This window comes from Treponema denticola (assembly GCF_024181645.1).
In the GTDB taxonomy this organism is placed as follows: domain Bacteria; phylum Spirochaetota; class Spirochaetia; order Treponematales; family Treponemataceae; genus Treponema_B; species Treponema_B denticola_A.
The window spans coordinates 528,113-554,652 of record NZ_CP058624.1; the positions used below are offsets into that span (position 1 = coordinate 528,113).

A 26,540-nucleotide genomic window follows, 5' to 3' on the forward strand; every position below is an offset into this window, starting at 1 on the left:
AATAAAACAATCACAATTATTGCGAAAACCGTGATCCTAACTTTGATCAGAAGATGCATAATGTTCTTCTGGTGTACAAGCAGCTGTCATTTCAATTTGATGAAAATGGTCAGTTGAGCCCTTTTCCATCAGAGGTTAAGCTATGTTTGTAAAATTAGATGCAGAATTGACACCGATTGATCCTCGGACCGAAAAAATAACGGGGCCTGTTGCCGGCTATATAAGATTTAAAGAACTCATCGAGCTTCAAGGGCTTTTAGGCCTAGATCCTCTTTTTATCGAGCAATGCAGCGATTTTTCCCAACAAAATACCCTGGGTGTTTGGGAAGACTACAGTTTCGGCGTTATAAATATAGTCGAAATGGAAAACATTTTTAAAGACCGCGATACGATAGGCCTTTATATATCTAAAAATCTTTTTTTGGCCATAGAAATTATCGACAAAGACTACTCCGCTCAAAAAGCTTTTGAAGCTGCCTTACAGCAAACTATAGTTCGTGAAAGAAATATTCCGCGTATTCTTAACCGTTTTTTTAAAGAGCTTATCAAGTCCCATGCCGGCGTCTATTACCGTTTTAGAAAAAAAATATCCGAGCTGGAAATGCGGGTTTGGGAAAAAATAGAAGAAGACAGTCACTTTGAAGCGGAGCTTTCGAATATAAACAACGAGCTTTTAACCCTCTTTAGTTATTATGATCAGTTGGAAGATTTTTGCCAAGAGCTGGCCGAAAACGAAAACGAAATTTTTACCGAAGAAGAGTTGACAATCATAAACCTGCTTTCCAAAAGGGTAGAGCGTTATGGAGCAAATATCCGTATTTTAAGGGAGTATTCAAATCAGTTACGGGAGTCCTATCAAGCTCAGCTGGACCTCCATCTAAATAAAATTATGAAAATCTTTACGGTAGTAACTACAATCTTTCTTCCTCTGACCCTTGTAGCAGGCTGGTACGGTATGAACTTTACCCACATGCCTGAGCTTTCATGGAAGTACGGCTATATTACGGTTATAATATTAAGTATTGCCATCGTCGTTTTAGGACTTTGCTGGTTTAAAAAGAAAAAACTGATATAAAAATTCTTATTGCCTAATTTACTTTAGATACCTTGACAGGTTATGTATATTATGTTATAATATACATATGTTAAACAAACAGGAGATATTACGCGGACTTACCGATACGCTTATTTTAGGCCGGCTGTATTCTAAGGACAGTTACGGTTATGAAATAAATAAACAAATTCATCAAAAGAGTTCATCCTTATTTCAACTTACCGAAGCAACATTGTACACTGCCTTTAGACGGTTGGAAGCGGCAGGACTTTTAACTTCCTATTGGGGTGATGGCGATACGGGTGCCCGAAGGCGGTATTATTCAATCACAAAAACGGGGAAAAAGTTGTACCGTGAAAATGTAAACGATTGGGAAGAATTTTCCGCTGCTATTTCCGGTTTGCTTGAATTATAGGAGAATAGAGGAGAAGGGAATGAACGAGAAAATTAAAAACTATGTAGGGCTTCTTTTTGAAGGTGTTCCTCAAAGCCGTAAAGCTATTGAGCTGCGGAATGAAATTTTGGCAAACTTAAATGATAGGTTTGAAGCATTGCTGGCAGAAGGCAAATCCGAACATGAGGCTTACGGGTTTGCTATTGCAGGACTTGGAGATGTCGATGAACTTATTAAAACGGTTTTACCGGATAAAGAGATTACCGAAAAAATCGATAAAGAACGCAAACGCAAAGGCTTTCTTACCTCGATTGCCGTAGCACTGTATATGCTTTCGCCTGCCGTGCTTATTTTTCTATCAACGTCTCGTTATGCCAATATTGGTGTTGTGCTGCTGCTTTCTATGGCGGCTGTTGCAACCTCCATTTTAATTTATGCAAATATGAGTACTCCAAGTGAAGTTCAATCTTATTTCAAAAAAGAAGAAAAAATATTTTCGCATGATAATTACGGTCCTAATAAAAACTATTTTTTCACATCGCTTGAAAAATTTTATTGGACATTAGTTCCGCTCGTTTATTTGGCGGTAAGTTTTTACACACACGCATGGCATATTTCATGGCTTATTTTTATTGCCGCCATAGCTGTTTGGCAAGGCGTAAAATTGCTTATTATTTGGTCTAATTATAAAGATGAGGAAAGCAAATGAAAAAAAATATTATTTTGGCACTTGCCTGGTTTTGTTTGGCTTTTGCAGTCATTGCTTTTTTTACAAATGAATTACGCAGATTTAACCGGTCGGGATATAAAGATTTTATGAGATTCGGTATTGTAAACGGAAAATTTAATCCACATACTTCCGTGTTAAAAGAAATGCAATTTGATATAAACGAAATAAATTCTATAAAGGCATCGCTTATCAATGAAGACATAAAATTTATTCCGAGTGACGATAATAAAATTCTAGTAAAAATTATCGGCATCGAAGAAAATAAAGAACTTCCCGAAATAAAAAAAGAAAATGAAGCTCTCCTTATTACGGCTTCTAAAAATGAAAAAAAAGGATTTTTTTTCGGTTGGAATTATTCGCATAGAATCGAGATTTCCATACCGAGTGCCGAGTTATATATTGCAGAGAATGACGGAAACGGTAGGGCTGAAAATACAATAAGTGCTTTTATCGATAGCACTTCTTCGGATATTAGGATTTATGACATTACACTAAAGAATTTACATTTTAAAAGTGTCAGCGGTGATGTGATTTTTAGAAATTCCAAGATTGAAAATCAATTTGAATTTAATACAAAATCAGGCGACATAAGAGGTGAAGCATCCATTTACGGGTTTACCGGAACTTCCGTATCGGGAGACTTTAAATTACGGTTTTTATCCGCACCTAAAAACGATTCTACATTTAACAGTACTTCAGGAGACTTTTCAATATATTTACCTAAAGATATAACCGGCTTTTCATGCGATTTTAATTCATCTTCGGGCGATTATAAAAATAGTTTTACCGGATCTTCCGCCGAAAAGAAAATATACGATGCCTATAAAACGGACAGCCCGCGGCTTTTTATAAAAACCGTTTCAGGAGATTGCAGAATTAGAAGCTAAAATATCCCTAAAACAGTCCTTATCATAAAAATTGTTTTCATCGGAGCTGTGATCGTCATACCAAATTTGTGCATAAAAAGGAACCTTCTTTGCCTGTTCATCAAAATTCCATGGAGGACATGCGCATTCGGGGCACCAGTGCCCTGTTTTTAGAACAAGGAAAGGACTCGCTTTAAATTTATGGCCGTAAGCGCAGCTCCATTCAAGGGGAGTGTAGAGGTCTTCCTTTTTCATTTCGGTGCTTAAGCATTCGCCGCCCCTAAAACGGGCCGCTTCCCGTACATCGCTTATATCAAGTTCGCTTTCTTTTTTGGATTCGTCATAGCCGTGATTCAGCAAAAGGGAAGCGGCTTTTTTTTCATCTTTTAATTCGGAATAGTTCAGCATTTCTCCCGTTTTCGGATTTTTGTTTTCCGATAAAAGCTTATATTCTTTCCAGTTTTGAGGGATTTTTTCAAAGTCTTCTTTCGAGCCGAAAAAAGCCCTTATTCTGCCTTCAAAATTATTCTTAACCCAATAAAGAGGAGCATTGCTTGTTTTTAAAAGAGGTTCTATGGCAAATTTTCTGATAAGACGCGGAAATGGTTTTCCCAGCTTAAAATACCAAAATTTTTTATCGAGTTTTTTAAAAAAGTCCTCAAAGCCTTCATATTGAAAGTCAAGATAATCATTTAAAATACGGGAATCATAGAACCAGCCGCAATGGAAGTTGCGGGCCGCATTCCAGTGGGGCTTAAAAATCTCCTTTGCCGATCTGCCCATAAGCTTAAAGCCTCGGTCGAGGGTTTCGTAACCTGTAACCCGTGCCTCTTTTCCGTTTCCTATATTATAGACCTTCTTCCAAAAATCTTCGGGCAAGGTGCCGCCTGTATCTTTTTCGATGAGGTTTTTAAGCATGAGGCCTGAGGTGCGGGCTGTTGCCCATTCGATTGGAGTATTCCAGCCTGTGTGGAACATAAGGCCGTCATCCATGTTTTTAAGCATAATATCATCGTATAAAACTCCCGACTGCCTTAAAGAAACCCAATATTTTAAGCCCGATTCTATTACTTCCCGCTCGGCCATAATCTTCGTAGCACCGTAAAAGTCAAAGGCTGAACTTATTAAAGGGTCTCCTGTTCTTATCCATGGGTGTTTAAATGTTCTGTTCCCGTATTGGGCGACCGTTCCTATATGAATAAATTTTATTCTGTCTTTTTTGGGCCGTTTTTTTACGGCATTTATCAAATTTAAGGTGCCCAAAAAGTTTGATTTATAGCCTGCATCGGGATTGTGGTCTATTACGGGAGGAATTATCGCTGCACAATGGATTATATAATCGGCATTTTCGACGACTCTTTCGCAGTCGGCAAAGATTGATAAGTCTCCGAAAATAATTTTTAAAATATCAGGATATTTTTTTTGCAAAGATTTAGCTAAACGTATATTGACTTTTTTTGTCCGTAAGATTATGGTAATGCTATATTTTCCGGTTTCGGCAATTTGTTTTAATACTTCAGAGCCCATGGAGCCGGAAGCTCCTGTAATTAAAATAGTCTTTTTCATCCGTCTATAGTATAAAACTTTTTAGACTTTTGCAAGTATCAAAGAAAATAAATTTTTTACCGGATTGACAAAATTTGATAATATGGATATAATAGAGATTATAAGTATTTTAAAATACTTATGGAGGAATTATGACGATACGCTTTAAACTAACATTTTTTACATTGGCGGCTGTAATTTTGGCTGTAGGGCTTTGCAGTGTGTTCAGTGTTATATCGGTTCGGGCAAAATTTGAGCAAACGTTTTATCAGAATACACGAGGAATTTTGGATTCGGCAAGTATCGACATTGAATCCAATTTTATCAAAGGATTTTTGTATGCCCAAAATTGGTCAGAAGATTCTGAGCTCATTGATTGGCTTAATAGCGGTGAAGAAGCCGGAGAGCTCAAAACAAATGTTATGCAAAAATTTAAAAATCTTTCAGAAAGAGCCGATATCATATCGGTTTTTATTGCAAGTCTTGGAAGTAAGACTAATTATATGTCCGATGCTAACAGGGTTATACAGGTAGGAAAGCTGGATAAAAATAATTCCTCGGATGAATGGTTTTTTAAGACAATAAAATTACAGGAAAAAACAACTTTTTTTATCAATAAAAACAAAGAAACCGGTTTAACAGGCTTGTGGATAAATTCGCAAGTTTTCGATCAAAATAAGAGAATTATAGGAATTGCCGGAATCGGTCTGGATTTAAATGATTCCATAAGCCAATTAAAAAAAGTTCTTCCAAGTGCCAATTCGGTTTTATGTCTTATAGATGAAAATAATAATATTGTTATTTCTTCTAAAGATGATGCTTTCGGTAAAAAATTATCCGATGACTTATCTTCTGAAATGGCAGAAGTAAAAGGATTTTCTCATATAAAAACATGGAATGACAAGGAAAAAGGAAAAATGATTTATGCCGAAAAAAAAGCGGCAGGCAATTTTCCGTATAAAATGGTTTTTATAGCTCCTATCAAAGATTTTTTGCCTTCTGTATTTGATATTGCAAAAGATTCAATTGTTGTAACATTCTTTGTTTTAATTTTGGTTATAATCGGAGTCATATTAGGCGTAAGAAAAATATCCAAGCGTATCATTAAAATGGGAAACATATTTAAACATATTTCATGCGGTGATTTTACCGTTAGAATGAACTACAAAAAAGATGAACTTGGAAAAATAGGCGAATATTTAAATTCGACTGCGGAAGCTATGCAAAATTCTTTCGGTCAAATTAAAACGGAATCGGATAAAATGAATTCGGTGGGAGACGGCCTTTTTATCGAAATGCAAAAAACCGAAGATTCGGTAAACCAAATAGCCGAATCTATCGACGAGCTTCATTCTAAAACCCAAGAACAAGTCAGCAGCGTTGCGGAAACCGCAGCTTCGATTGAACAAATTATTCAATCCATAACAAAACTGAATTCCGAAATTGAAATACAGTCTAAAAGTGTGAGTGAATCTTCTGCCGCTATTGAACAGATGGTAGCCAATATTCATTCCGTTACCGAAAGCGTTAAAAAAGCGGATAATTCCATTACAAGCCTTTCGGAAGCTACAATCGATGGGAAAAATTCCTTAGTTGAGGCAAACAGTATTTCGCAACAAATAGCCGAGCAGTCGGGGGACTTGATTGAAGCTTCGAATGTTATCGAAAACATAGCATCGCAAACAAATCTTCTTGCAATGAATGCAGCTATTGAAGCGGCTCATGCAGGGGAATCGGGAAAAGGTTTTGCTGTTGTTGCCGATGAAATACGAAAATTAGCCGAAGAGTCCAGCACACAAGGAAAGACAATCAGTGCAACATTAAAAACAATCACAACCGAAATCGAGCTTCTTGCAAAAGCCGCAACCTTGGCTGTTGAAAAATTCACGGCTATTTCTTTGCATGCGGATGAGGTAAAAGATTCGGCTGCTTTAGTAAGTGCCGCCATGAGCGAACAGTCCAATGCAGGAAATGATGTTTTGACATCGATGCAAAAAATAAATGAGGTTACAATTGCGGTAAAACGAGGTTCCGACGAAATGCTTGAAGGAAGTAAAAGGGTAACGGCTGAAACGGAAAATCTTGATAAGGTAACCCAAAATGTTCAAAGCCGTATGGACGAGATTGCATCAGGTTTTGTGCAGATAAGCAGTGCCGTTTATGAGGTAAAATCTTTTACCGAAAAAAATAAGGAGAGTATCGATAATCTTCTAAAGGAAGTTAATAAGTATAAGGTATAATTTCCTACTTGAAACAAAATAGAAAAAAAGATATAATCCGCTCTGTAGTAATGGATGATTTTAAGATAATTTCGTGGGAGGCTCTGGTTGAAGCAGCTCAGTCTGTTTTGACGGGTTCGGATTTTTTCCCCGAAGGAAAAGAAACAGCGATTAGTGTGGGCGGTTTTGACGGCCCCCATAAAGGCCATGATAAGCTTTTACGGAAGGTTTTAAACTATGCAGCCGAAAATGCCCTTGTTCCGGGGCTTGTTACTTTTTTCCGCTCGCCGGCAGCAGTAAAGAATAAGGCTTATTCGGGCGATGTTTCATCGCTCAGGCTAAGATTAAAAAAGTTTCAGGAATTAGGTTTTCATTTCATTGTACTTATTGACTTTTCCGCAAGTTTTGCTAAAATAGAAGGAACTGCGTTCTTTGATATTCTTATAAAGACTATCCGTATGAAGTATTTGGCTGTAGGCAGCGATTTTTTATGCGGATATCGCCGAGGATTGGGGGTTGACGATTTAAAAGAAATCGCCCCTCAGAAAGGCTTTTGCTTTGATTCCATCGATCCCGTAAATCGAGGCTCCCTTAAGATTAGCTCCAGTGCTATCAGGGAAGCTGTAAGTTTAGGGGATTTTTCCCTTGCAAAAGAACTTTTGGGTTATCCTTTTTTATTTGATTTCGTAAGTTTGCCGTGGGAGGTAAAGGACAAAAACAGCATTTTTGCTCCCAAAGCATATATATCGCAGATTCTTCCGCAAAGCGGGAAGTATAGGGTCTTGGTTCAAAAAACAGACAGACAAGAACAAGAAGCTCATTGCCTTATAAATGACGAGGGGCTGTTCTTGTGTTTTCCTGAAAAGGATTCAAAAGGTTTTGAGCTAAAAGACCTTAATAATTTTGACACTATAGAATTTATTTGTAAGGAGTAAGTAATGGCAGTTACTAAAGAACAAAAAGCATCGATTGTAAAAAAATTCGGTGCAAGCGAAAAAGACACAGGCGATGTAAAGGTGCAGATTGCCTTATTGACCGAAAAAATTAACCAGTTGACAAATCACTGCAAGGCACATCCTAAAGATGCAGGCAGCCGAAGAGGTTTGATCAGCATGGTAGGTCATAGACGCAGTTTGCTTAAATACTACCGCAGAACAGACATTGAAGGTTATAGAACTATTCTTAAAGAACTTAACCTTAGAAAGTAGTTTGATAAGGTGCAGGGACAGGAACTCTGAATTCTTGTCCTTGCGCCTTTATCTTTATTTATTGAGTTTTAAAATTGATGTAATTTTAAAAAAGAGATTTTCAAAGAGAAAAAATGATGAGAAAAAGAGTAACTTATAAAATCGGCGAACATGATTTAATTTTAGAAACCGGTTATTTGGCAAAACAGGCCAACGGTTCTATTTATGCGGAATATGCCGGTTCCGCAATTTTAGCTACAATCTGTGCATCGGGACAGGCTCAGGAAGGTTTAGACTATGTCCCCCTAACGGTTGATTATAACGAAAAATATTATGCAGCCGGAAAAATCCCCGGAGGCTTTATAAAAAGAGAGGGTAGACCAAAGGATAAGGAAATCCTTGTTTCCCGTCTTATAGATAGGCCCATGCGCCCCTTGTTTAACAAAGAATTCGGACGGGAAATTCAGTTGGTTCCTACATGTATTTCAACGGATATGATAAACCCGCCCGACATCCTTGCAGTCATCGCAAGCTCTGCAGCCGTTCATATTTCGGATATACCCTTTGACGGCCCCGTTGCAGCGGCCCGTGTCGCCTATAAAAACGGCGAATACATTATAAACCCGACCTTTAGTCAAATTGAAACGGCCGATATGGAAATTGTAGTTGCCGGAACAAAAGAGGGCATTACGATGGTCGAAGGCGGTGCTAACGAGGTTTCCGAAGAGGTAATGCTCACAGCCTTGGAAAAAGCCCATGAAATGATCAAGGCTCTTTGCAAGATGCAGGAAGATTTACGCGAACTTGCCGGAAAAGAAAAACTTCCCCTCGTTCCCCTTGAAGCCGAGCTTGAAAATAAGCAGGCAATTTATGACGAAGCCTTCCCTCGTTTAAGCAAAACCCTCTATCTTTCAACAAAGATGGAACGCCGCGAAGAATCGGACAAGGTAAAAAAAGAATTGGCCGAAAAATATGCAGAACAGCTTGAAGACGAAATTCAGCTTAAACTTTTTAATGCCCTCTTTGAAGAGATGGAGTATAATATTTTAAGAACCAATATCTTGGACAAGGGTTTGCGGGTTGACGGAAGAGGCACTAAGGACATTCGTCCCATAACTTGCGAAATCGGAGTTCTTCCCCGTCCCCACGGTTCGGCTGTCTTTACACGAGGCGAAACCCAGTCCTTGGGTGTTGTAACTATAGGAACGGTCTTTGACGAACAGATATATGATGACATCGAAGGCGACAGAAGAGAAAACTTTATTCTTCACTATAACTTTCCGCCATTCTCTGTAGGAGAGGTCGGAAGACTCGGAACAGGCCGAAGGGAAATCGGGCACGGAAACCTTGCACACCGCTCCCTTTATCCGATGGTTCCCGAAAGGGAAAAATTCCCCTATACGGTCCGTGTTGTTTCGGAGGTCTTGGAATCGAACGGTTCTTCTTCGATGGCTACCGTATGTTCGGGAACCCTTTCTATGCTTCATGCGGGCGTTCCCATGAAAAAGCCTGTTGCAGGTATTGCCATGGGGCTTATCACCGAAGGAAATGACCGTTACGCTATTCTTTCCGACATTCTTGGAGAAGAAGATCACTTAGGCGATATGGACTTTAAGGTTGCAGGTACGGCCGACGGAATTACAGGCTTCCAGATGGACATAAAGATTGCAGGTGTTTCGCCTGAAATTATGAAAAATGCCCTTGCACAGGCCAAAGAAGGAAGAATGCATATCCTCGGCATAATGAATCAGTGTATTTCCGCTCCCAATGCGGAACTTTCCCAATATGCTCCAAGGGTTGAGATGATGACAATACCCGAAGACAAGATCGGTGCCCTAATCGGCCCGGGCGGAAAGAATGTAAAAGCTATTTCGGATAAGTATAATGTAACAATTAATACCGAAAACGATGGTACCGTAACCATTTACGGCAAGGACGGAACTTCTGACATTAAAGGTGCAAAGCTGATTGTTAAGGGCATCACAAGCGATCCCGAAGTCGGAATGGTCTATGACGGAACCGTAAAAAAGATTATGGACTTCGGTGCCTTTGTCGAAATCCTTCCCGGAAAAGAAGGCCTTTGCCATATTTCAAAACTTTCACGCTCCAGAGTCGAAAAGGTTTCGGATGTGCTTAAAGAAGGACAGGAAATACCCGTTAAACTTTTGGAAATCGATAAACTCGGAAGGCTAAACCTTTCTTATGTCGATGCTCTTGAAGAGCGTTCCAAATAAAAAGGAGCATGGAGCCGATTGTTCGGCCCATGCTTTTAAATTTTGCGCATGGTGATTTTAGGAGATTGTAAATGGAAGTTTTTACAAAGTTAAAAGAAGGTGCTCTTTTACCGGAATACAAAACGAGCGGATCTGCCGGAGCGGATTTGCGGGCCCTTATTGAAGAACCCATTATCTTAAAACCCATGCAAAGATGCTTAATTCCTACAGGCCTTTCAGTCGAATTACCTAAGGGAATTGAGCTTCAAGTGCGTCCCCGATCGGGGCTTGCCCTAAAACACGGCATTACCGTCTTAAACACTCCCGGCACTGTAGATTCGGACTACCGCGGAGAACTCGCCGTTCTTTTAATAAATCTCGGAAATGAAGACTTTAAAATAGAAAACGGAGACCGTATCGCCCAAGCCGTTATTGCCCAAGCTATCCAGGCTGATTTTGTTCAAAAGGATGAATTATCCAATACCGAACGCGGTGCAGGAGGCTACGGTTCTACGGGAATAGCATGATTAAAAAGAGCACTGCTTATGAGAGGCCTATCATTTAATCATAAAACAATTTTTGTATATGTTTTTAAAGAACTCCTTTTATATTTTATAGTTTCTTTTTTGTTTTTCTTTTTTATTTTTTTTGTAAATCAAATTCTTTTAATGGCGGAAGAAATTCTATCTAAAAAAGCTCCCACAAGAGATGTTTTATTGCTCTTGTTTTATTCTCTTCCGTTTATAATAGCTACAACAGCTCCTTATGCAGCCTTGATCGGAACCCTCATGTGTTTGGGCCGCTTTTCGGCAGACCATGAATTTATTTCGATGAATGCCTTAGGAATTTCGACCTCCTTTATTTTGATTCCGGTTTTTGCTCTCGGAGTTTTTGTTTCGGTAGGTTCGTTTATAACAAACGATATTTTGATTCCGCGCGGGACGATAAAATTTAATGAGGTGCTTTATAATATTGCTTCTTCGACTCCTGCCCTTGAGCTTGAGTCTTATTCGGTTAAGCGTAATGAAAATTCGATAGTTGTTTCAGGTTTGATAAAGGATAATTCGATCCATGATCTTTTAATAATCGATTCAAGTCAGAGGGGGGCAAAAAGATTTTTATCTTCATCTAAAACCGATGTAAAAAAATCCAATGACAGATCGATTATTATGCAGCTTGAAATGCTCAATCCCCGTCTTTTAAATTTGGATTTAAACAATAGATCTAAATTTGATGCCGTCTATGGGGAAAGTATAACCTACAATGTTCTTGCAAAGGATGTTGCCCCTAAGTTTATTTCGAGTGCAGGCCCCGACAAGATGACTTCGTATGATCTAATAAAAGATATAAAGCAAAAAAAGGAAGCCGGTGATACAAGTCCGCGTCTTTTGAATATCTATATTATGGAACTTCACCGTAAATTTTCGGTTCCTTTCGGTGCTTTCTTTTTTGTATTGTTGGCTTTTGCTATAAGCCGTGCCGGCAAGACCTATGATCAGAGTACGGGCTTTATAGTGGGGCTTTTAATTTCAGTTGCTTATTGGGCATTTTTAATAGGCGGGCAAATGCTCTGCCTTGAATCGGACCTAAATATAAACGGAGCTCTTGTAATGTGGTTTCCGAATGTTTTATTGGTAATCTGTACGGCTGTGATTGCAATAAAGAGGTTGTTAAAATGAAGCTGCTTCAAAGATACTTGCTTAAACTTTTTATACCAACCTTCGTTGTAGCAATGCTTTTTTTTGTCTTGCTTTTGCAGTTGGGAGACTTATTTGCCAACGTAGTTGCCTATCTTCAAAACGGAGCACAGTTTAAAGATATTATAAAAGTTATGTGGCTATACATTCCTAAATGTATTGCTTATTCCGTGCCCTTGGCCATTCTTTTTGCCGGCTCATATACAATGGGAAATTTATATGCACAAAATGAACTTACATCGATATTTTCGGCGGGAATATCTCTTGCCCGTTTTACTCTTCCTCTTTTGGTTTTGGGGCTCTGTTTTTCTGTAGGAATGATTTTTTTTGAAGACAATGTGGTTATAAAATATTTTTATGAAAAAACGCAGCTTTCAAAAAGACTTTTGCAAGAAGAAGAAAGTTTGGATACTCAGGACTTGGTAATTTTATCCGAACTTGGAAAAATTGTGTACACGGCCGATTATTTTAATGCAGAAGATCAAACTCTTTCAAATGCCTATGTAATAATCCGTGACGACGGTGGGAATTTGTCGTTGGTTATTAAAAGCTCTCATATGGTATGGAATGAAGACCGTTGGATTGCTGACAGTGCTGAAGTTTACCGATTTGATGAAAAAAATATTGTGAGCTATTTGAACAATATTCCCGATAATATAATTCTTGCAGAGCCTCCGGCCAATTTTCAAAAAAATCTAAGCTCGGTCGATGAAATGAGAATTTCGGAAGCAAAAGAATTTATTGCTGCTCTAAAAAAGAACGGCCTTCCATATTATGAGGCTCTTTCAAAATATCACAGGCGCTTTTCGTTTCCGTTTACGATTTTTATAGTCTTGTTTTTTTCGATTTCTTTAGGCGGTAAATTTAAAAAGAATATCCTGCTGATGAGTATCTTATTCAGTTTAGGAATAGCAACTCTTTTCTATGTTACCGAAATGGTTACGATGCTCAGTGCCAAATGGGAATACATCTCGCCCCTTGCAGGTGCTTGGACTCCAATTTTTATATTCTCGATTTTAAGCGTTTATTTACTAAAAAAATCGCGGACTTAGGGCCGGACATTTCTAAAAATCTAACAAAGTTTTTAAAAGATGCCCGCAAGGACCTTAAAATCTAATTACTTGATAAAAATTAAAAAATAACGTAAATTACGACTAACTAGAGGTGAGAGGATTATGAAGATAATAAATATTTTTTGGATTGTGTTGGGCTTTATTTGTCTGGGTCTTGGAATTATAGGTATCATTATGCCTATTTTACCGACAACACCTTTTTTTATTGTAACAGTCGTATGCTTTGCTAAGGGCTCGGAAAGACTAGAACGATGGTTTATGAGCTCATCTTTTCATAAAAAATACATTCAAAGCTTTTACGAAAAAAAAGGTATGACTTTAAAAAACAAGCTTATCATACTTTCCTTTGCCTCAATCATGCTTGCAGCCGCTTTTTATTTTTCGGCTAAACTATATGCCCGAATCTTAATAGCCTGTATATTTTTGGCTAAATATTATGTATTTATCTTTAAGATAAAAACTCTTCCGGATGATGAAAAATCGGCAATAAAAGCAGATGCAGGCTGTGTTGAACAAAGATAAAAAAGAACAAGAAAAAAAGCTCATTGCTATTATGATAGATATGTACCGCTCTTTTGAAGGAAGAGAAATGAGTGATGATGAGCTTGATGAGCTTTTTTTATATGCATCAAAGAGGATTGAAACCTGCATTTATCGCAGAAATGATGAAAAAAAGCCTTTTTGCAATGTCTGTCCTGTGCATTGCTATAAAAGCGATATGCGTGAAAAAATAAGAAAGGTAATGAGATATGCAGGACCGAGACTTTTATTTAAACGTCCCATTTTAAGTTTAAAACACCTTTTTAAGACAATTTATGCAAAAAAACATCCTCCGAAGCCTCCGGGGAGATTTAATTAAAATACGCCTTTTTACGGCATTGACTTTTTTTTAAAATTTATGTTATACTATGCTTTCTGATATTCCGTAGTGCTGGCGGATAAATTAAGGAGATAAGGCTTATGCCTACAATTAATCAATTGATAAAAAAGGGACGCAAATCTGCTGCAGTTAAGACAAAGAGTCCTGCTTTGCAGTCTTGCCCCCAAAAGCGCGGTGTTTGCACCAGCGTTAAGACGATTACGCCTAAAAAACCGAACTCGGCCTTAAGAAAGGTTGCCCGTATCCGTTTAAGTAACGGAATCGAAGTAACCGCTTATATTCCCGGTATCGGCCACAACTTGCAGGAACACTCTGTTGTTCTCGTAAGAGGCGGACGTGTTAAGGACCTCCCGGGTGTACGCTATCATATTATACGCGGTACTAAAGACGCTCTCGGTGTAGAAGACAGAAAACGAGGCCGCTCCAAGTACGGAGCCAAGAGGCCCAAGGCTTAAGGAGTAAAAAATGGGTAGAGGAAAAATTACTGCAAGACGCCCTGTTGCTCCCGACAGCAAGTACAATAGCGTGGTAGTTACCCGCTTTATCGGAAGAATGATGCTTTCAGGGAAAAAGAGCATTACTACAAAAATCATGTACGATTCTTTTGATAAGATTAAAGAAAAAACCGGCGAAGAACCATTGGCCGTTTTTTCAAAGGCCTTGGACAACGTAAAACCTGTTGTTGAAGTAAAATCCCGCCGAGTCGGAGGTGCCACTTATCAGGTTCCTATGGACATTCCGGAGGGAAGGCGAGAAGCCTTGGCTATGCGCTGGATTATCGGCGCTGCCAGAAAGCGAAGCGGTCATGAAATGTCCGAAAGATTGGCTTCAGAGCTGATCGATGCATACAACAACACCGGAACAGCCTTCAAAAAGAAGGAAGAAGTTCACAGAATGGCCGAAGCAAACAAAGCTTTTGCACACTTCAGGTGGTAGTTCAGAGGGGAGTTCAGAATACTGACTCCCTTTTTTTATATCCGCCATGAAGATTAAAAATATACACGGATGTATATTTTTAATCGACCCCCTTGTATATTATTGTTTTTTTTATTATACTCGAATGTCTTATATTTTGAAAAGTATTGAAGACTTTTCGGTTTTATAAAATCATTTAGGAGAAACTAGGTAGTTTGCTTCTAAAAATCTATAAAGATGAGGTATTGATTATGGGTAATGATATTTCTAAGATGAGAAATATCGGTATTAGTGCTCACATTGACTCCGGTAAAACTACTCTTTCAGAACGAATTCTTTTTTATTGTGATAGAATTCATGCTTTACACGAGGTCCGCGGAAAGGACGGTGTGGGTGCTACGATGGATAATATGGAGCTTGAAAAGGAACGCGGTATCACGATTCAGTCGGCTTCAACTCAGGTTAAATGGAAGGATTATACGGTTAACGTAATTGACACTCCCGGGCACGTAGACTTCACAATCGAAGTTGAACGTTCTTTGCGCGTTTTGGACGGAGCTATCTTGGTTCTTTGTTCTGTTGGAGGTGTTCAGTCCCAGTCTATCACTGTTGACAGACAGTTAAAACGCTACCATGTTCCCCGAATTGCGTTTGTAAATAAGTGCGACAGAACGGGAGCTAACCCGTTTAAAGTTAGAATGCAGCTTAGGGAAAAACTAGGTCTCAATGCTTATATGATGCAGATTCCCATAGGTTTGGAAGATAAGCTTGAAGGTGTTGTAGACCTTGTTACAATGAAGGCTATGTATTTTGAAGGCGAAAACGGTACCCAAATCCGCATGGCCGAAATCCCTCAGCATCTTTTAGCCGATGCCCAAAAATACAGGGAAGAAATGATTGATGCCGCTACCATGTTCTCAGATGAATTGGCAGAAGCCTTTTTGGAAGGTGCCGAAACCGAAGAAATGATAAGAGCTGCCGTCAGAAAGGGAACCCTTGCAGAGCAGTTTGTTCCCGTCTTCCTCGGCTCGGCTTATAAAAATAAGGGAATCCAGCCTCTTTTGGATGCAGTAGGTTATTATCTCCCCGATCCGACAGAAATCGAAAATACGGCTTTAAATCTCGATGAAAATGAAAAACCCATCGTGCTCGGTACTGATGAAAATGCTCCCGTAGTTGCATTAGGCTTTAAGCTTGAAGACGGAAAATACGGACAGCTTACCTACGTACGAGTTTATCAGGGAACTTTAAAGAAAGGCGAAGAGCTCTTTAATACTCGATCCAGAAAAAAGTTTAAGGTAGGCCGCTTGGTTCGAATGAACTCTGCAACTATGGAAGATATTAACGAAGGAGGTCCCGGCGACATTGTAGCTCTTTTCGGTATTGACTGTGCTTCGGGAGATACATTCTGCGGAGGTAACTTAAACTATGCAATGAGCTCCATGTATGTTCCGGATCCCGTTATTTCTCTTTCGCTTACACCGAAAGATAAGCAGGCTGCCGATCAAATGTCCAAGGCTCTTAACCGCTTTACAAAAGAAGACCCGACTTTCAGAAGCTATGTAGACAAGGAATCGAACCAGACCATTATTCAGGGTATGGGCGAGCTCCACTTGGAAGTTTATATTGAGCGAATGAAGAGGGAGTATAAGTGTGATGTTGAAACAGGTATGCCTCAGGTTGCTTACAGAGAAGCTATTACCCAAAGGGCAGACTTTAACTATACTCACAAAAAGCAGACAGGCGGTTCCGGTCAGTTCGGCCGTGTTGCAGGATTTATCGAGCCTTGCACCGAGCAAGATTATGAGTTTGACAATCAGATAAAGGGAGGAGCAATTCCTTCGGAATTTATTCCTTCTTGCGATAAGGGCTTTAAAGAAGCTATCAAGAGGGGAACCCTCATCGGATTCCCGATTGTCGGAACTAAGGTTACTATAAATGACGGGCAGTCCCACCCTGTAGACTCCTCGGATATGGCTTTCCAAGCTGCTGCAATCGGAGCTTTCCGTGAGGCTTACAAGGCTGCAAAACCTGCAATCCTTGAGCCCATTATGAAGGTTTCTATCGAAGGACCTCAGGAATTCCAAGGTAATATCTTCGGTCTTATAAATCAAAGACGCGGAATTATTGTTTCATCAACGGAAGACGACAACTTTACCCGTGTAGATGCCGAAGTTCCGTTAAGCGAAATGTTCGGTTTTTCTACCATTCTGCGTTCTTCAACACAGGGAAAGGCTGAATACTCTATGGAATTTGCCAAATACGGCAAGGCTCCGGCAAGTATTTCGGAAGAACTGATAAAAGAATACGAAGCTAAACGGCTTGCAGAAAAAAAATAAGGAGGCTCTGTAATGCTTAAAGAAGATTTGATTGAAAAAAGCCCGATGAGAAAACTTGAAAAAGCTCTCGGCGGCGGCTTGGCAGCAGGTGAGGTAGGTGTTGTTACATCAAAAAAAGGTGTGGGAAAAACATCTATTTTGGTTCAGTTCGGTTTGGATAAACTCTTACAGGACAAACCTGTTGTTCATATATCGTTTAGTCAACATGTAGACTATGCCATAACTTGGTATAACGATATGTTTAACGAGCTGGCAAAGAAAAAGAACCTCGGCAATGCTCAGGAAATAAAGGCTCAGGCTTTTTCAAAGAGGATTGTATTAAACTTTAACCAAGATACTGTTAGAACTACTCAGATTTTAAAGACAATCAGGGCCTTGTCCGAAGGAGGCTCAAAGCCGTCGGTAGTTATGATTGACGACTTTAACTTTGCCAAAGCCCTGCCCGAAGCAATGAAGGAAATGAAGGCTTTTGCCAAGGAAATGGGGGTTGCCGTTTGGTATACGGCTGCTGCGGATGTTACTTCGTTTGAAATCGATGAAAGTTTAAAGAAATATGTTGATGAGATTGATGTACTTCTTTATCTTGAAAATGACGGGGATTTTGTAAGGATTAAGGCCTTAAAAGAACACGGAAACGGGGCTTCCGATACCGGCTCTTCTTTTGATGCTAAAACCATGCTTTTAAGCGAAAAATAATCCGTAAGACTATTATAAAAAAGCCGTGAATGGTTGTGCCTTTCACGGCTTTTTTATTCTATAGTTGATTATAAAGATTAAGTAGAAAAAGCATAGTCCTACCAAACTAATTTCTTTTTTACTTCTACCTTAGAGACTCCGAAAAGTCTCTTGATTTGTTCTTTTTTGTAATTTGAATGGGAAATTTTATTATATTCATCAGCCACCTTTTGAAGGTCCTCATCGGATTCGGTATAAACGGCATAGGCTGCGGCAGCCCTAAAAGCTCCGGCTTCTAAAAGTTGGTCAAGATTTTTATTTGAATTTTTTGATAGTCTTGCCTTATCTACTATGGCAGAATTTCCGTCATAACCTATTGTGTTTATAAAATCTTTGATTTCCATAACCTCTCCAAAATTAAACTTTTTTATAAATCAACAACCTCGACGCAAGCGTCGGGGTATTAAACCCTCCGCACGAATAAAGCCGGCCTTGTTTGAAAAGCCGGCTCCGTTTTTAATACCTTAAAGCATCACACCTTTGTAAAGCTTTCTTTTCCTACTCCGCAAAGGGGGCATACCCAATCATCAGGTATATCTTCAAATGCGGTTCCGGGAGCAATTCCGCCGTCGGGATCGCCTAAGGCCGGATCATACACATATCCGCACAAATCGCATACATATTTATCCATAGCATACTCCTTAAATGATGTGATAGATCACTCTATGTTTCATATAATACACTTTTTTTTGCTAATCGGCAAGTAATTTATCCAGGTTTTCCGATAAATTGACGAGGTTTTTATTTGAAGGATCTAAAGCCAATACTTGACCGAGATAATATTTTGCTTTTTTATAATCTTTAGTTTTTAAATACCATTCATACATAGCAAAAAGGGAGTCTTTGTTTCGCGGGTTTGACAAGAGGCTTGATTGTAGAAAATTTAAATATTCACCCGAATTCCCTTGTTCTAATTTTGCATTATAGTAATACAAAATCGATTTAAGCTGCGAATCGGCTCCCTTCATTTTTTGATTTATTACCTGCTTTACGGTTTGATAATCCTTTCCGGCATATAAAGCTTTCATATAGAGATTTATAAAGGAGTTTGAAGGATTTTTTGTATTTGCATAAAGCTGCTTTGCAAGGCTGAGGGCCTTTGATGTTTGACCTGCACCAAGGTAAGAGGTTAATAGAAGTTCTTTGTTTGCCTCGCTGGGGTATTTCGCGGCTAAGTCTTCAGCAGATTCTACTGCCTGTGCCCATTTTCCGTTATTTATATCATTTTTTACCAATAGGGCTAAGGCTGCCGTATTTTTTGGATAAGCGTCCAAGACCTTGCGGATAAAAAAGTCAGCCGGTTTATTGTCTATTTTGGTTGAAGCTTCAAAGCAAATCTCTGCACAGGCTAAAAGAACATTAAAATCTTCAGGGTAGTATTTATAAGCTTCGGTTAAAAATTCGGATGCCCGAATCAGATTTTTATTCCATTCTTTTGTTACACGGGCTCTGTATAGAAGATAGTTTTTTGCAGTTTTGTTTTTGGTTGAATAGGCATCCAAAAGGGAGTTTGCCTTTAGGTACTCTTTTTGTTCTATCAATATTCTTATCCGTAAAAGGAGGGCAGAGATGTTTTCAGGCTCTTTTTTTAGAACCGATACAATGTTCTCCGAAGCCTTGTTTAAATCATTTTTTGCTATATGGGCTTGAGCATATAAGAGTTTAACTTCAGTATTGTCATTATAGATGCTGTTTAGTGTATCGGCTATTTTTAAGGCTTCAGTTCCGTTACCCGATTCTGCAGCAAAGTGCCCGTATTTAAAACCGGCAGGATAGCAAGAAGAATCAAGCTGCCAAGCTTTTTGATATAGGCTAACGGCTTCGGTCAATTTATTGTTTTTTTCCTTATAAAGACCTAAAAGATAATAGGGCAGAACGGACTGAGGCCTTAGCTTTTGAGCCTCCGTAAGTCTTGATTCTATATCCTCGGAGTATTGTGCAAGCGTTGTGCCTGAAAAATCATCATTGGCTAAAACCAATGTAGGAATTATAAGGCCTAAAAAACCGTCTTTTTTTGTTGAAACAGGATATAATCCGGATTTTACCTCTTTTAGAGCCTGTAAATAAGGATCATCTTCGGTATAGGCGGGCGGTTTGACTCCATTTGTTTCTAAAGGATATACAAGATACATTATATCTGCAATTACTTTTAGGTAAAGTTTATTTTCGTTTGTGAGGCCCTTGCTGTCATTTTGAATAAAAAGAACCGCCTCTTTTAGGCTCGCAGGGGAGCCTTTTTCTATGAGAGAGGCAAGGGTTGAATCGAGCTTTTTTTCGGCGAGTTCATCCTTTCCGGGCAGAGAAAGAATTGTGCCTTCGCCTATAGGTTTTAAACCTGCTCCATTTTGCTCTATGGAACTTATGGGCTTATCCTCTGCAACTGCTTTTTTTGTGCTTACACAAGAAAAAAAAGGCAGACAGCACATTATGACTGCAAAAATGAGGAGATAACGATATTTGACTGCAAAATTCTTTACGTAAAAGCTCACTCTTATATTATAATATATTTTAATAATGTTGCCAATATCTTTTTGAAATCTTAATTAAGAATTTTCATTGCAATTTTTTCTTTAGTTACTAGATAATTTTGATAAAATATATTACAATGAGTAATAAAATTATTTTGGGGCTATAATGAAAATTAGGACATCGGTCAATTTATTTTTGACGCTTACCTTGGTTATTGTTGTATTTGGAGCTTTAACTTCAACCATTTATTATACAAGATCGTTTATAGAAAGTATTTTTTATAAAAATATTCATTATATTTTGGACTCTTCCTTTTCGGAGCTGCAAAGAGATATTGAAAGCGGTTTAGTTCTTTCAAAAAGTTTTGCAGGACAGAATAATTTAATAAGGTGGTTTGAATCTTATGAAGAGGATGAACAAGTCGGTGAAGATATCAAAACCATGATGTTAAAGTTGGCAAACGATGAAAAGTTCAGTACCTGTTTTGCCGCTTCCGGATTGACCGGTTCTTATTATGCAGTTGATAAAAATAAAAATATTGTGCGGGACCAATTATCTAAAGATAATTCGGCTGATTCATGGTTTTATGATATTTTAAAGAAAAAAGAAGAGATCTTTTATAACATTGACTACAATAAAACTTTAGGAACCGTAAATTTTTGGTTTGATTATAAAGTTGTTAATAATAGAGGAGAAGCCTTAGGGCTTGCAGGTGTGGCCGTTAATTTGGATAAGGCTGTAGAAAAAATGAAAAAATCCATACCCAGTGATAATTCCTGGCTGGGCTTTATTGGAAAGGATGATGAGGTTATAATATCCTCAAATTCCGATTTAATCGGAAAAAAGATAGAACTTATTACCGGCAGTCTGCTTCCGGTTAAAGGTATTTCCGAGCTTTATTATTGCATGGATAAAGATTTAGGTAAGGTCATTATTGCAAAAAAACAATTAAAAAATTTCCCTTATTCAATTGTGCTTTTTGCTCCTATGGTGGATTTTGTTCCCTCTATACTTTTAATTTTACGCTTACCTTTTATATGGTCGTTTGCAATTTTGGTAATTATGTTGATACTCAGTTCTTTTTTATTGCGAGTCTTTTTTGGGCGTTTTGCTAAAATGAATAAGGTATTTAATAAAATAGCTGAAGGAGATTTTAGCATAAGGGCTGATGTTTCAAATGATGAAGTTGGAAGTATAACCTCGGTTTTAAATAACGCAATAGAGAAGGTTAGTGCTTCCTTGGCAAATATTGGAAAGCATACCGATAAGATGCAGGGAATATGCGAAAATTTATCTGCCAATATGGTAGAATCCGCCGCTGCATTAAATGAGATAACGGCAAATATTGAAGGGGTCAGAGGGCAGGTTCTCACTCAAAATTCCAGTGTAGAAAATGCTGTCAGCAAGGTGGATGAAATATCCAAAGGTATTTCAGAGCTTGATGTTCATATCGACACTCAAACTGAAAGTTTTATGTCTTCTACAAAGGCTGTAGTAGAAATAGTTTCAAATATTGAGGGTGTAAGAGGAAAAGCGCAAGATAATTTAAAAGCCATTAAAGAGCTTGAACAGGCAACCCATCAAGGGAAAGAAACCGTAAAATCCGTCGTAGATATTACTGCAATCGTAACCGAGCAGTCTGAGGGGCTTTTAGATGCAATTTCCGTTATACAAAATACGGCAAGTCAGACAAACCTTCTTGCAATGAATGCTGCAATTGAAGCTGCTCATGCCGGAGAAGCCGGAAAGGGTTTTGCCGTTGTAGCCGATGAAATCAGAAAACTTGCCGAAGAATCCGGTGAGCAGGGTAAAAATATTACAAAGGTTTTGGAAGAATTAAAAAGCAAAATCGAAAATCTAAACGGTGCTGGTCCCCGTGTTTCCGAGCAGTTTGAAAAGATAAGTTCTATGATGGATTTTATTTACCGCCATGAAGACGGAATGATAAGAACTATGAATGAGCAGCTCAAAGATGCAGAGGCGGTCTTACACGAAATACACGGAATGGAAGAGGTAAGCCAAGCTGTAAAAGAGGGTTCCGATGAAATGCTTTTAAAGATAGAAAAAATTTCACAAGAGCTTAAAACCCTTTCTTCTCTTTCGGAAAATATAACTCAAAGTATGACCGAGATGTCGATTGGTGTAGGGCAGGTAAACAAAACCGTTCAAGATGTAACCGATATTGCAAGAGTAAATAAAGAAACGGCTTCCGGCGTCGCTTCGGAAATTGCAAAGTTTAAGGTGTGATTAAAATAAACTATTATTGGATTTGATATAATTTTTTTCTGTACATTGGATAATAAATTATAAATATAATGCTTGTCAAAGTCCACGAGATAGGGAAGGCCAGAACAATCATTTCGATTACAGGGTTTATAGGAACAAATAAAAATATCCACGCAATGCGGGAGGCACAAACTCCGAGGAGGATTATTAACATGGGCTTAAAAGTTTCTCCGGTTGCGTGGATGACTGCCGAAAAAACTTCGGTAAATATGAAGACCGTATAAAAGGGTGCAAGGATATGCATAAGTTTTTCGCTTATTATAAGAACCTCGTAGTCCTTTGAGTTGATAAAAAGTTTCCCTAAAGGTACATTCCAAAAATAAAGCATTACACAAACACTTCCTATTATGATGCCGGACATAATAAGCCCTATCCGCACAACTCCGGTAATGCGCTCATATTTTCTTGCACCGTAATTTTGAGCAACAAAGGTTGCAATCGATGTAGTCATGGCTTCAAGCAAAATCCAAATTAAAAAGTCCAGCTTGCCGCAAAGAGCCCAAGCTGCAATGTTGGCCGTTCCCGTACCGTTTACCGTCGCTTGGATTATCATATTGGCTATGGGAAAGAAGGCTGACTGTATGCCGATAGGAAGTCCGAGCCTTGCAATCTTGGCAGAAGAGAACCTGTCAATTTTTATCTTGCTAAGAAGCAGGGGACAGTATCCCGTTTTTTTGGTGAGAGCAAAAAGAATTATTACCGCACTTATAAGCTGCGAAAGCACGGTCGCAAGGGCTGCTCCCCCGATTCCCCGCTTAAAGATTCCTATAAAAATTAAATCTAAGGCTATGTTTAATATTGAAGAAACTATCAGGGCATAGAAGGGCGTTTTGGAATTTCCCATTGCACGCAAAATTCCCGAACCGATATTATAAAAAAGAGAGACTCCCATTCCTGCAAAATAAATTCTGACATAGCTCAATGTCATCTCAAAAATATCTTGAGGAACGCCCATCATAAAAAGAAGCAGGGGCGAAATAAGAACGCCGATTATCGAAAGACTTATGCCCGCAATAAAGGTTAAGCCTATTGAAGTGTGGATTGCAGTAAAGAGTTCATTGATTTTTTTTGCACCGAATAATTGGGAGATAATAATCGTTGCCCCCGCCGAAAGTCCGCTGAAAAGATTTATCGGCAGTTTTAATAAACTTAAAACGGAATCAATGGCTGCAAGACCTTCCTTGCCTGTAAACTTCCCCACAATGACGGCATCGGCTGCCGTATATAAATGCTGAAAAAAGTTTCCTGCCAAAATGGGAAGAGTAAATATTATCAAAGTTTTCCAAATTACGCCTTCGGTAAGATCCGAGTCTTTTTTGTACATAGTCTTTTTCCGTTTTGAGGTTCCCTGTTAAATCTTGGGATATATAATAAGAATAAAATTAGAGCTTGTCAACGAAAGAAAGCCGTTTTTTTAGTTTTAGGATATGTAGAAGGGTAATCCGCCTTTAATCCATAGTTGGCTCGAAAAATTTGACTTCCCTGCGGAAACAATTCCAATTCCTTGACTTTTTTATTCTTTTTTTGTAATCTTAAGCGGGTCAAAAATGCTTAAACATAGTTCTTTTTTTATTTATCTCTTCATTTCGTTAAATGTCCTTTTTGCTCAAGAAAATATTTATAATGATATTTTAGAATACCGCTGCAAAAACGATACCGATATTGTTTTGATAGAAAACGAGGCGGCGATAGCTTTAAATAATTATAAATCCGTAAGGCTCAATTCCCTCTTTGCCTTTGATTTTAGTTCTACCTTAAATTTTAATCTTAGTTCCGAAAAGGATAAATCGGGCTTTTCCGTACAGCCTTCGGTTTCGGCAGGAATGCCTCTTTATAATAATCTGGGTATCAAGATGTCCGCTCCTTATTCTTATAAGATGAGAAAAAGTTCTCAAGATTTTTCGCTGGGGCTTTCGGGCGATATTTACAGCCAAGCCCGCAAAAGGAAAAAGCAGGAAATTGAAACTTCCTTGGAGGCTCTTAAAGAGGCAGAAAATAAAGTAAAGAGAGTTAAAGAGCTTGCCGAAAAAAAACTTTTAACCGATATTCAAAAAATATTAAACGAATATTCGGCTCTTCTTGCAAAAAGACTTTCAGGCATTCAGGCCGATATTAACTACAAACAGATTCTTGCAGAAGGTTATTCCGAAACATCTTCAAAGTTGCGAACGGCAAGGCTTAATTTGATAAGCTCCGAAAGGACAGAAAAAGAAACGGAATTTTCTTTTGAGGTTTCCGCCCGTCTTTTTTTTGAGTCCTGCGGTCTTGATATTCCAAAAAAAGACGAGGATGAATTTTTTATAATGCTTGCAAAAAGCCTCCCGAAACAAAAGCTGATTTCTATAGAAAACCTAAAGGCCGAAAACTATAAGCCCCTTTTAAAAGCGGAAAATGATTATAAAAAACTTCTCGAAAAAAATAAAATGGATTTAAGCCCATTTTCGGCTTCTGCAAGTTTGGGATATTCTTATACGGGATCATACATGAATAAACTTGAGAATATAAGTTCGGGGCTGCAGCTGATGTTTCCCGGGGTAAGGCTTGATACGGGCCTTAGCTTAGGTTTGGACTCAGGCTCCGTTCCGTCCATGCAGGTGTCTTTTTCGATAAACCCGCTTGCAATTTATGATTATTATCTTAATAAAAAAAATGTTGCCTTAAAAGAAGCGGGCGAAAAGATAAAGCTGGGAAACACGAGGAATAATTTTGCTAAAGAGTTTAATACTTTTAAGCTTAAATGGGAGCAGCTTGAGTGGCAGCAAATCCGCTATGCCGAAGAACTCGATATTTATAAAGAAAATGCCGAAGAACATGCTAAATGGTTCCAAAGGGGACTTATAAACGCTTTGGAAAATAAGCAGGCTTCTTTGCAATATATTACCGCTCTTTTAGGTTCAGCCGATTCGAATATCGCCGTACATATTTTTAATGCCGAATTAAAAGAAGCTTTCGATATAGAGGAAAAATAAATGCAGGATACAAAGCAAAAAAATAAAAAGATTATCTTAATAGTCATTGCCGCAATAATTATACTTTTGATAGTTTGGATTCTTTTTTTACCCAAGAAGGGAACTGAGGAGATTTCTCAAACGGTTACGGTAACTAAAGAAGTGATACAGGATGTCATTCAAGTTTCAGGTTATATTCAGCCTGCTCAACAGCAAAACCTTCACTCACCGGGCGAGGGCCTTATAAAAAAGGTTGCGGTTAAAGAAGGCGATACCGTAAAAAAAGGCGACCTTATCTTTGCTCTTGACAATACCTATCAGGCTTTTCAAGTTGCAAAGCAGGAATTTGCTATTGAAAAAGAACAATTGCAAGGCTATTCTAAAAACCTTGAACTTATGAAACTGGAGCTTGAATCTTTAAAGAGGGCCTTACGGGATAGAAGCGTTTATGCAAAGTTTGACGGCATAGTCGTTTCTTTTGACCTTACCGAAGGCTCCTATGTTATGCCCAAGGATAATTTCGGGGTGATTATAGACCGCTCCTTTTTTAAGTCTACTGTCGATGTTTCCGAAGGAGATGTTCCGCGGTTAAAGGTAGGGCAAAAAGTTTTACTCAGCTTTCAAGCTCTCGGCGATGAAAAAGTGGAAGGCCGTGTTACCTATCATTCTTCAATTGCTAAGTCCGGCAGCCAAAGGGGTGCCACTGTGATAGAAACAAAGATCGTTGTCGATAAGCTTCCCGAAAATGTTTTACCCGGTTATTCTTTTAGCGGAAACATTATTGCCGGTGAAGATGAAGAAGTTTTGCTTTTGGATCAAACGGCTCTTTCCTATGATAAGGGCGAACCCTATGTTGAAAGGCTTCTTGAAAACGGCAAGATTGAAAGGGTTAATGTCGAGGTTGAAGCCTATACTCAGGGCACCGTAAAAGTTTTATCGGGCTTAAAGGAAGGCGATACCTTGAGGGTAAAACCTCCCAAGTGGTAAGAG

General features: G+C 38.6%; 25 protein-coding genes. 20 read left to right on the forward strand and 5 right to left on the reverse strand.

Translation table 11 applies throughout. From position 1 onward, the window contains the following. The first annotated feature begins 142 nt into the window (after positions 1 to 142). From HO345_RS02485 to HO345_RS02500, 4 genes are all read left to right on the forward strand, one after another. Positions 143 to 1,075: a magnesium transporter CorA family protein gene (locus tag HO345_RS02485; RefSeq protein ID WP_253683674.1), complete on the forward strand. Its 933-nt coding sequence runs from the start codon at positions 143 to 145 to the stop codon at positions 1,073 to 1,075. 67 nt (positions 1,076 to 1,142) lie between these two features. Then, on the forward strand, positions 1,143 to 1,469 hold the full coding sequence (locus HO345_RS02490) for a PadR family transcriptional regulator (RefSeq protein WP_002670505.1): 327 nt from the start codon (positions 1,143 to 1,145) through the stop codon (positions 1,467 to 1,469). Positions 1,470 to 1,488: 19 nt separating this feature from the next. After that, positions 1,489 to 2,157: a permease prefix domain 1-containing protein gene (locus tag HO345_RS02495; protein ID WP_253683675.1), complete on the forward strand. Its 669-nt coding sequence runs from the start codon at positions 1,489 to 1,491 to the stop codon at positions 2,155 to 2,157. Further along, entirely contained in the window at positions 2,154 to 3,065 is a 912-nt protein-coding gene (locus HO345_RS02500; RefSeq protein ID WP_253683676.1) for a DUF4097 family beta strand repeat-containing protein, read from the forward strand. Before HO345_RS02495 ends, HO345_RS02500 begins: the two co-directional genes overlap by 4 nt. Here HO345_RS02500 and HO345_RS02505 read toward each other — a convergent pair. Further along, entirely contained in the window at positions 3,039 to 4,610 is a 1,572-nt protein-coding gene (locus HO345_RS02505) for an NAD-dependent epimerase/dehydratase family protein (protein WP_253683677.1), read from the reverse strand. The genes HO345_RS02500 and HO345_RS02505 overlap by 27 nt on opposite strands. A 131-nt stretch (positions 4,611 to 4,741) precedes the next feature. Between HO345_RS02505 and HO345_RS02510 the strand changes: the two genes are divergently transcribed. The 13 genes from HO345_RS02510 to HO345_RS02570 all read left to right on the forward strand — a co-directional run bounded on the left by HO345_RS02510 (position 4,742) and on the right by HO345_RS02570 (position 17,808). Continuing rightward, positions 4,742 to 6,829 (forward strand): methyl-accepting chemotaxis protein, encoded by a 2,088-nt coding sequence (locus HO345_RS02510; protein WP_253683678.1) that lies wholly within the window; start codon positions 4,742 to 4,744, stop codon positions 6,827 to 6,829. 50 nt (positions 6,830 to 6,879) lie between these two features. Further along, complete coding sequence (locus tag HO345_RS02515) at positions 6,880 to 7,743, forward strand: FAD synthetase family protein (protein WP_010695361.1); 864 nt, start codon at positions 6,880 to 6,882, stop codon at positions 7,741 to 7,743. A 3-nt stretch (positions 7,744 to 7,746) separates the two neighbouring features. Then, a complete protein-coding gene (gene rpsO / locus HO345_RS02520) occupies positions 7,747 to 8,016 on the forward strand; it encodes a 30S ribosomal protein S15 (protein WP_010695363.1) in 270 nt (89 codons plus the stop codon). 116 nt (positions 8,017 to 8,132) lie between these two features. Beyond that, positions 8,133 to 10,229 (forward strand): polyribonucleotide nucleotidyltransferase, encoded by a 2,097-nt coding sequence (gene pnp, locus HO345_RS02525; RefSeq protein WP_253684579.1) that lies wholly within the window; start codon positions 8,133 to 8,135, stop codon positions 10,227 to 10,229. A 71-nt stretch (positions 10,230 to 10,300) separates the two neighbouring features. Further along, entirely contained in the window at positions 10,301 to 10,735 is a 435-nt protein-coding gene (gene dut / locus HO345_RS02530) for a dUTP diphosphatase (RefSeq protein ID WP_002670520.1), read from the forward strand. An 18-nt stretch (positions 10,736 to 10,753) separates the two neighbouring features. Continuing rightward, positions 10,754 to 11,887 carry an LptF/LptG family permease gene (locus HO345_RS02535; RefSeq protein ID WP_253683679.1) on the forward strand — a complete coding sequence of 378 codons (1,134 nt, stop codon included), beginning with the start codon at positions 10,754 to 10,756 and terminating at the stop codon, positions 11,885 to 11,887. Next, a complete protein-coding gene (locus HO345_RS02540) occupies positions 11,884 to 12,957 on the forward strand; it encodes an LptF/LptG family permease (RefSeq protein ID WP_253683680.1) in 1,074 nt (357 codons plus the stop codon). Before HO345_RS02535 ends, HO345_RS02540 begins: the two co-directional genes overlap by 4 nt. A 123-nt stretch (positions 12,958 to 13,080) precedes the next feature. Beyond that, positions 13,081 to 13,500, forward strand: a complete 420-nt coding sequence (locus HO345_RS02545; RefSeq protein WP_253683681.1) for a YbaN family protein — start codon at positions 13,081 to 13,083, stop codon at positions 13,498 to 13,500. Continuing rightward, positions 13,475 to 13,837: a nitrous oxide-stimulated promoter family protein gene (locus tag HO345_RS02550; protein ID WP_253683682.1), complete on the forward strand. Its 363-nt coding sequence runs from the start codon at positions 13,475 to 13,477 to the stop codon at positions 13,835 to 13,837. Before HO345_RS02545 ends, HO345_RS02550 begins: the two co-directional genes overlap by 26 nt. A gap of 101 nt (positions 13,838 to 13,938) precedes the next feature. Continuing rightward, positions 13,939 to 14,313, forward strand: coding sequence for a 30S ribosomal protein S12 (rpsL, locus tag HO345_RS02555; RefSeq protein ID WP_002670535.1), 375 nt, complete (start codon positions 13,939 to 13,941; stop codon positions 14,311 to 14,313). Positions 14,314 to 14,323: 10 nt separating this feature from the next. Then, positions 14,324 to 14,794 (forward strand): 30S ribosomal protein S7, encoded by a 471-nt coding sequence (gene rpsG / locus HO345_RS02560; protein ID WP_002670537.1) that lies wholly within the window; start codon positions 14,324 to 14,326, stop codon positions 14,792 to 14,794. A gap of 230 nt (positions 14,795 to 15,024) precedes the next feature. Then, complete coding sequence (gene fusA / locus HO345_RS02565; RefSeq protein ID WP_253683683.1) at positions 15,025 to 17,112, forward strand: elongation factor G; 2,088 nt, start codon at positions 15,025 to 15,027, stop codon at positions 17,110 to 17,112. Between the two features lie 12 nt (positions 17,113 to 17,124). Beyond that, on the forward strand, positions 17,125 to 17,808 hold the full coding sequence (locus HO345_RS02570) for a P-loop NTPase family protein (RefSeq protein ID WP_253683684.1): 684 nt from the start codon (positions 17,125 to 17,127) through the stop codon (positions 17,806 to 17,808). A 98-nt stretch (positions 17,809 to 17,906) separates the two neighbouring features. On the opposite strand, the gene HO345_RS02575 is transcribed toward HO345_RS02570, so the two are convergent. The 3 genes from HO345_RS02575 to HO345_RS02585 all read right to left on the reverse strand — a co-directional run bounded on the left by HO345_RS02575 (position 17,907) and on the right by HO345_RS02585 (position 20,336). Next, entirely contained in the window at positions 17,907 to 18,191 is a 285-nt protein-coding gene (locus HO345_RS02575) for a hypothetical protein (protein ID WP_002677523.1), read from the reverse strand. 128 nt (positions 18,192 to 18,319) lie between these two features. Then, on the reverse strand, positions 18,320 to 18,478 hold the full coding sequence (rd, locus tag HO345_RS02580; RefSeq protein WP_002670545.1) for a rubredoxin: 159 nt from the start codon (positions 18,476 to 18,478) through the stop codon (positions 18,320 to 18,322). A 61-nt stretch (positions 18,479 to 18,539) separates the two neighbouring features. Then, complete coding sequence (locus tag HO345_RS02585; RefSeq protein ID WP_366796500.1) at positions 18,540 to 20,336, reverse strand: tetratricopeptide repeat protein; 1,797 nt, start codon at positions 20,334 to 20,336, stop codon at positions 18,540 to 18,542. 145 nt (positions 20,337 to 20,481) lie between these two features. Between HO345_RS02585 and HO345_RS02590 the strand changes: the two genes are divergently transcribed. After that, positions 20,482 to 22,563, forward strand: coding sequence for a methyl-accepting chemotaxis protein (locus HO345_RS02590; protein WP_253683686.1), 2,082 nt, complete (start codon positions 20,482 to 20,484; stop codon positions 22,561 to 22,563). A 13-nt stretch (positions 22,564 to 22,576) separates the two neighbouring features. Here the strand turns inward: HO345_RS02590 and HO345_RS02595 are convergent, their stop codons facing one another. Further along, positions 22,577 to 23,926, reverse strand: a complete 1,350-nt coding sequence (locus tag HO345_RS02595) for an MATE family efflux transporter (protein WP_253683687.1) — start codon at positions 23,924 to 23,926, stop codon at positions 22,577 to 22,579. 223 nt (positions 23,927 to 24,149) lie between these two features. Here HO345_RS02595 and HO345_RS02600 point away from each other — a divergent pair, with 223 nt between their 5' ends. Further along, the gene (locus HO345_RS02600; RefSeq protein ID WP_253683688.1) at positions 24,150 to 25,571 is read left to right on the forward strand and encodes a hypothetical protein; all 1,422 of its coding nucleotides are present in this window, start codon (positions 24,150 to 24,152) and stop codon (positions 25,569 to 25,571) included. Further along, complete coding sequence (locus HO345_RS02605; RefSeq protein ID WP_010695386.1) at positions 25,572 to 26,537, forward strand: efflux RND transporter periplasmic adaptor subunit; 966 nt, start codon at positions 25,572 to 25,574, stop codon at positions 26,535 to 26,537. Positions 26,538 to 26,540: the final 3 nt, after the last annotated feature.

Coding starts and splice junctions, on each gene's coding strand:
- HO345_RS02485 (WP_253683674.1), top strand. CDS start 143: ATGTTTGTAAAATTAGATGCAGAATTGACACCGATTGATCCTCGGACC.
- HO345_RS02490 (WP_002670505.1), top strand. CDS start 1,143: ATGTTAAACAAACAGGAGATATTACGCGGACTTACCGATACGCTTATT.
- HO345_RS02495 (WP_253683675.1), top strand. CDS start 1,489: ATGAACGAGAAAATTAAAAACTATGTAGGGCTTCTTTTTGAAGGTGTT.
- HO345_RS02500 (WP_253683676.1), top strand. CDS start 2,154: ATGAAAAAAAATATTATTTTGGCACTTGCCTGGTTTTGTTTGGCTTTT.
- HO345_RS02505 (WP_253683677.1), bottom strand. CDS start 4,610: ATGAAAAAGACTATTTTAATTACAGGAGCTTCCGGCTCCATGGGCTCT.
- HO345_RS02510 (WP_253683678.1), top strand. CDS start 4,742: ATGACGATACGCTTTAAACTAACATTTTTTACATTGGCGGCTGTAATT.
- HO345_RS02515 (WP_010695361.1), top strand. CDS start 6,880: ATGGATGATTTTAAGATAATTTCGTGGGAGGCTCTGGTTGAAGCAGCT.
- rpsO (WP_010695363.1), top strand. CDS start 7,747: ATGGCAGTTACTAAAGAACAAAAAGCATCGATTGTAAAAAAATTCGGT.
- pnp (WP_253684579.1), top strand. CDS start 8,133: ATGAGAAAAAGAGTAACTTATAAAATCGGCGAACATGATTTAATTTTA.
- dut (WP_002670520.1), top strand. CDS start 10,301: ATGGAAGTTTTTACAAAGTTAAAAGAAGGTGCTCTTTTACCGGAATAC.
- HO345_RS02535 (WP_253683679.1), top strand. CDS start 10,754: ATGAGAGGCCTATCATTTAATCATAAAACAATTTTTGTATATGTTTTT.
- HO345_RS02540 (WP_253683680.1), top strand. CDS start 11,884: ATGAAGCTGCTTCAAAGATACTTGCTTAAACTTTTTATACCAACCTTC.
- HO345_RS02545 (WP_253683681.1), top strand. CDS start 13,081: ATGAAGATAATAAATATTTTTTGGATTGTGTTGGGCTTTATTTGTCTG.
- HO345_RS02550 (WP_253683682.1), top strand. CDS start 13,475: ATGCAGGCTGTGTTGAACAAAGATAAAAAAGAACAAGAAAAAAAGCTC.
- rpsL (WP_002670535.1), top strand. CDS start 13,939: ATGCCTACAATTAATCAATTGATAAAAAAGGGACGCAAATCTGCTGCA.
- rpsG (WP_002670537.1), top strand. CDS start 14,324: ATGGGTAGAGGAAAAATTACTGCAAGACGCCCTGTTGCTCCCGACAGC.
- fusA (WP_253683683.1), top strand. CDS start 15,025: ATGGGTAATGATATTTCTAAGATGAGAAATATCGGTATTAGTGCTCAC.
- HO345_RS02570 (WP_253683684.1), top strand. CDS start 17,125: ATGCTTAAAGAAGATTTGATTGAAAAAAGCCCGATGAGAAAACTTGAA.
- HO345_RS02575 (WP_002677523.1), bottom strand. CDS start 18,191: ATGGAAATCAAAGATTTTATAAACACAATAGGTTATGACGGAAATTCT.
- rd (WP_002670545.1), bottom strand. CDS start 18,478: ATGGATAAATATGTATGCGATTTGTGCGGATATGTGTATGATCCGGCC.
- HO345_RS02590 (WP_253683686.1), top strand. CDS start 20,482: ATGAAAATTAGGACATCGGTCAATTTATTTTTGACGCTTACCTTGGTT.
- HO345_RS02595 (WP_253683687.1), bottom strand. CDS start 23,926: ATGTACAAAAAAGACTCGGATCTTACCGAAGGCGTAATTTGGAAAACT.
- HO345_RS02600 (WP_253683688.1), top strand. CDS start 24,150: ATGCTTAAACATAGTTCTTTTTTTATTTATCTCTTCATTTCGTTAAAT.
- HO345_RS02605 (WP_010695386.1), top strand. CDS start 25,572: ATGCAGGATACAAAGCAAAAAAATAAAAAGATTATCTTAATAGTCATT.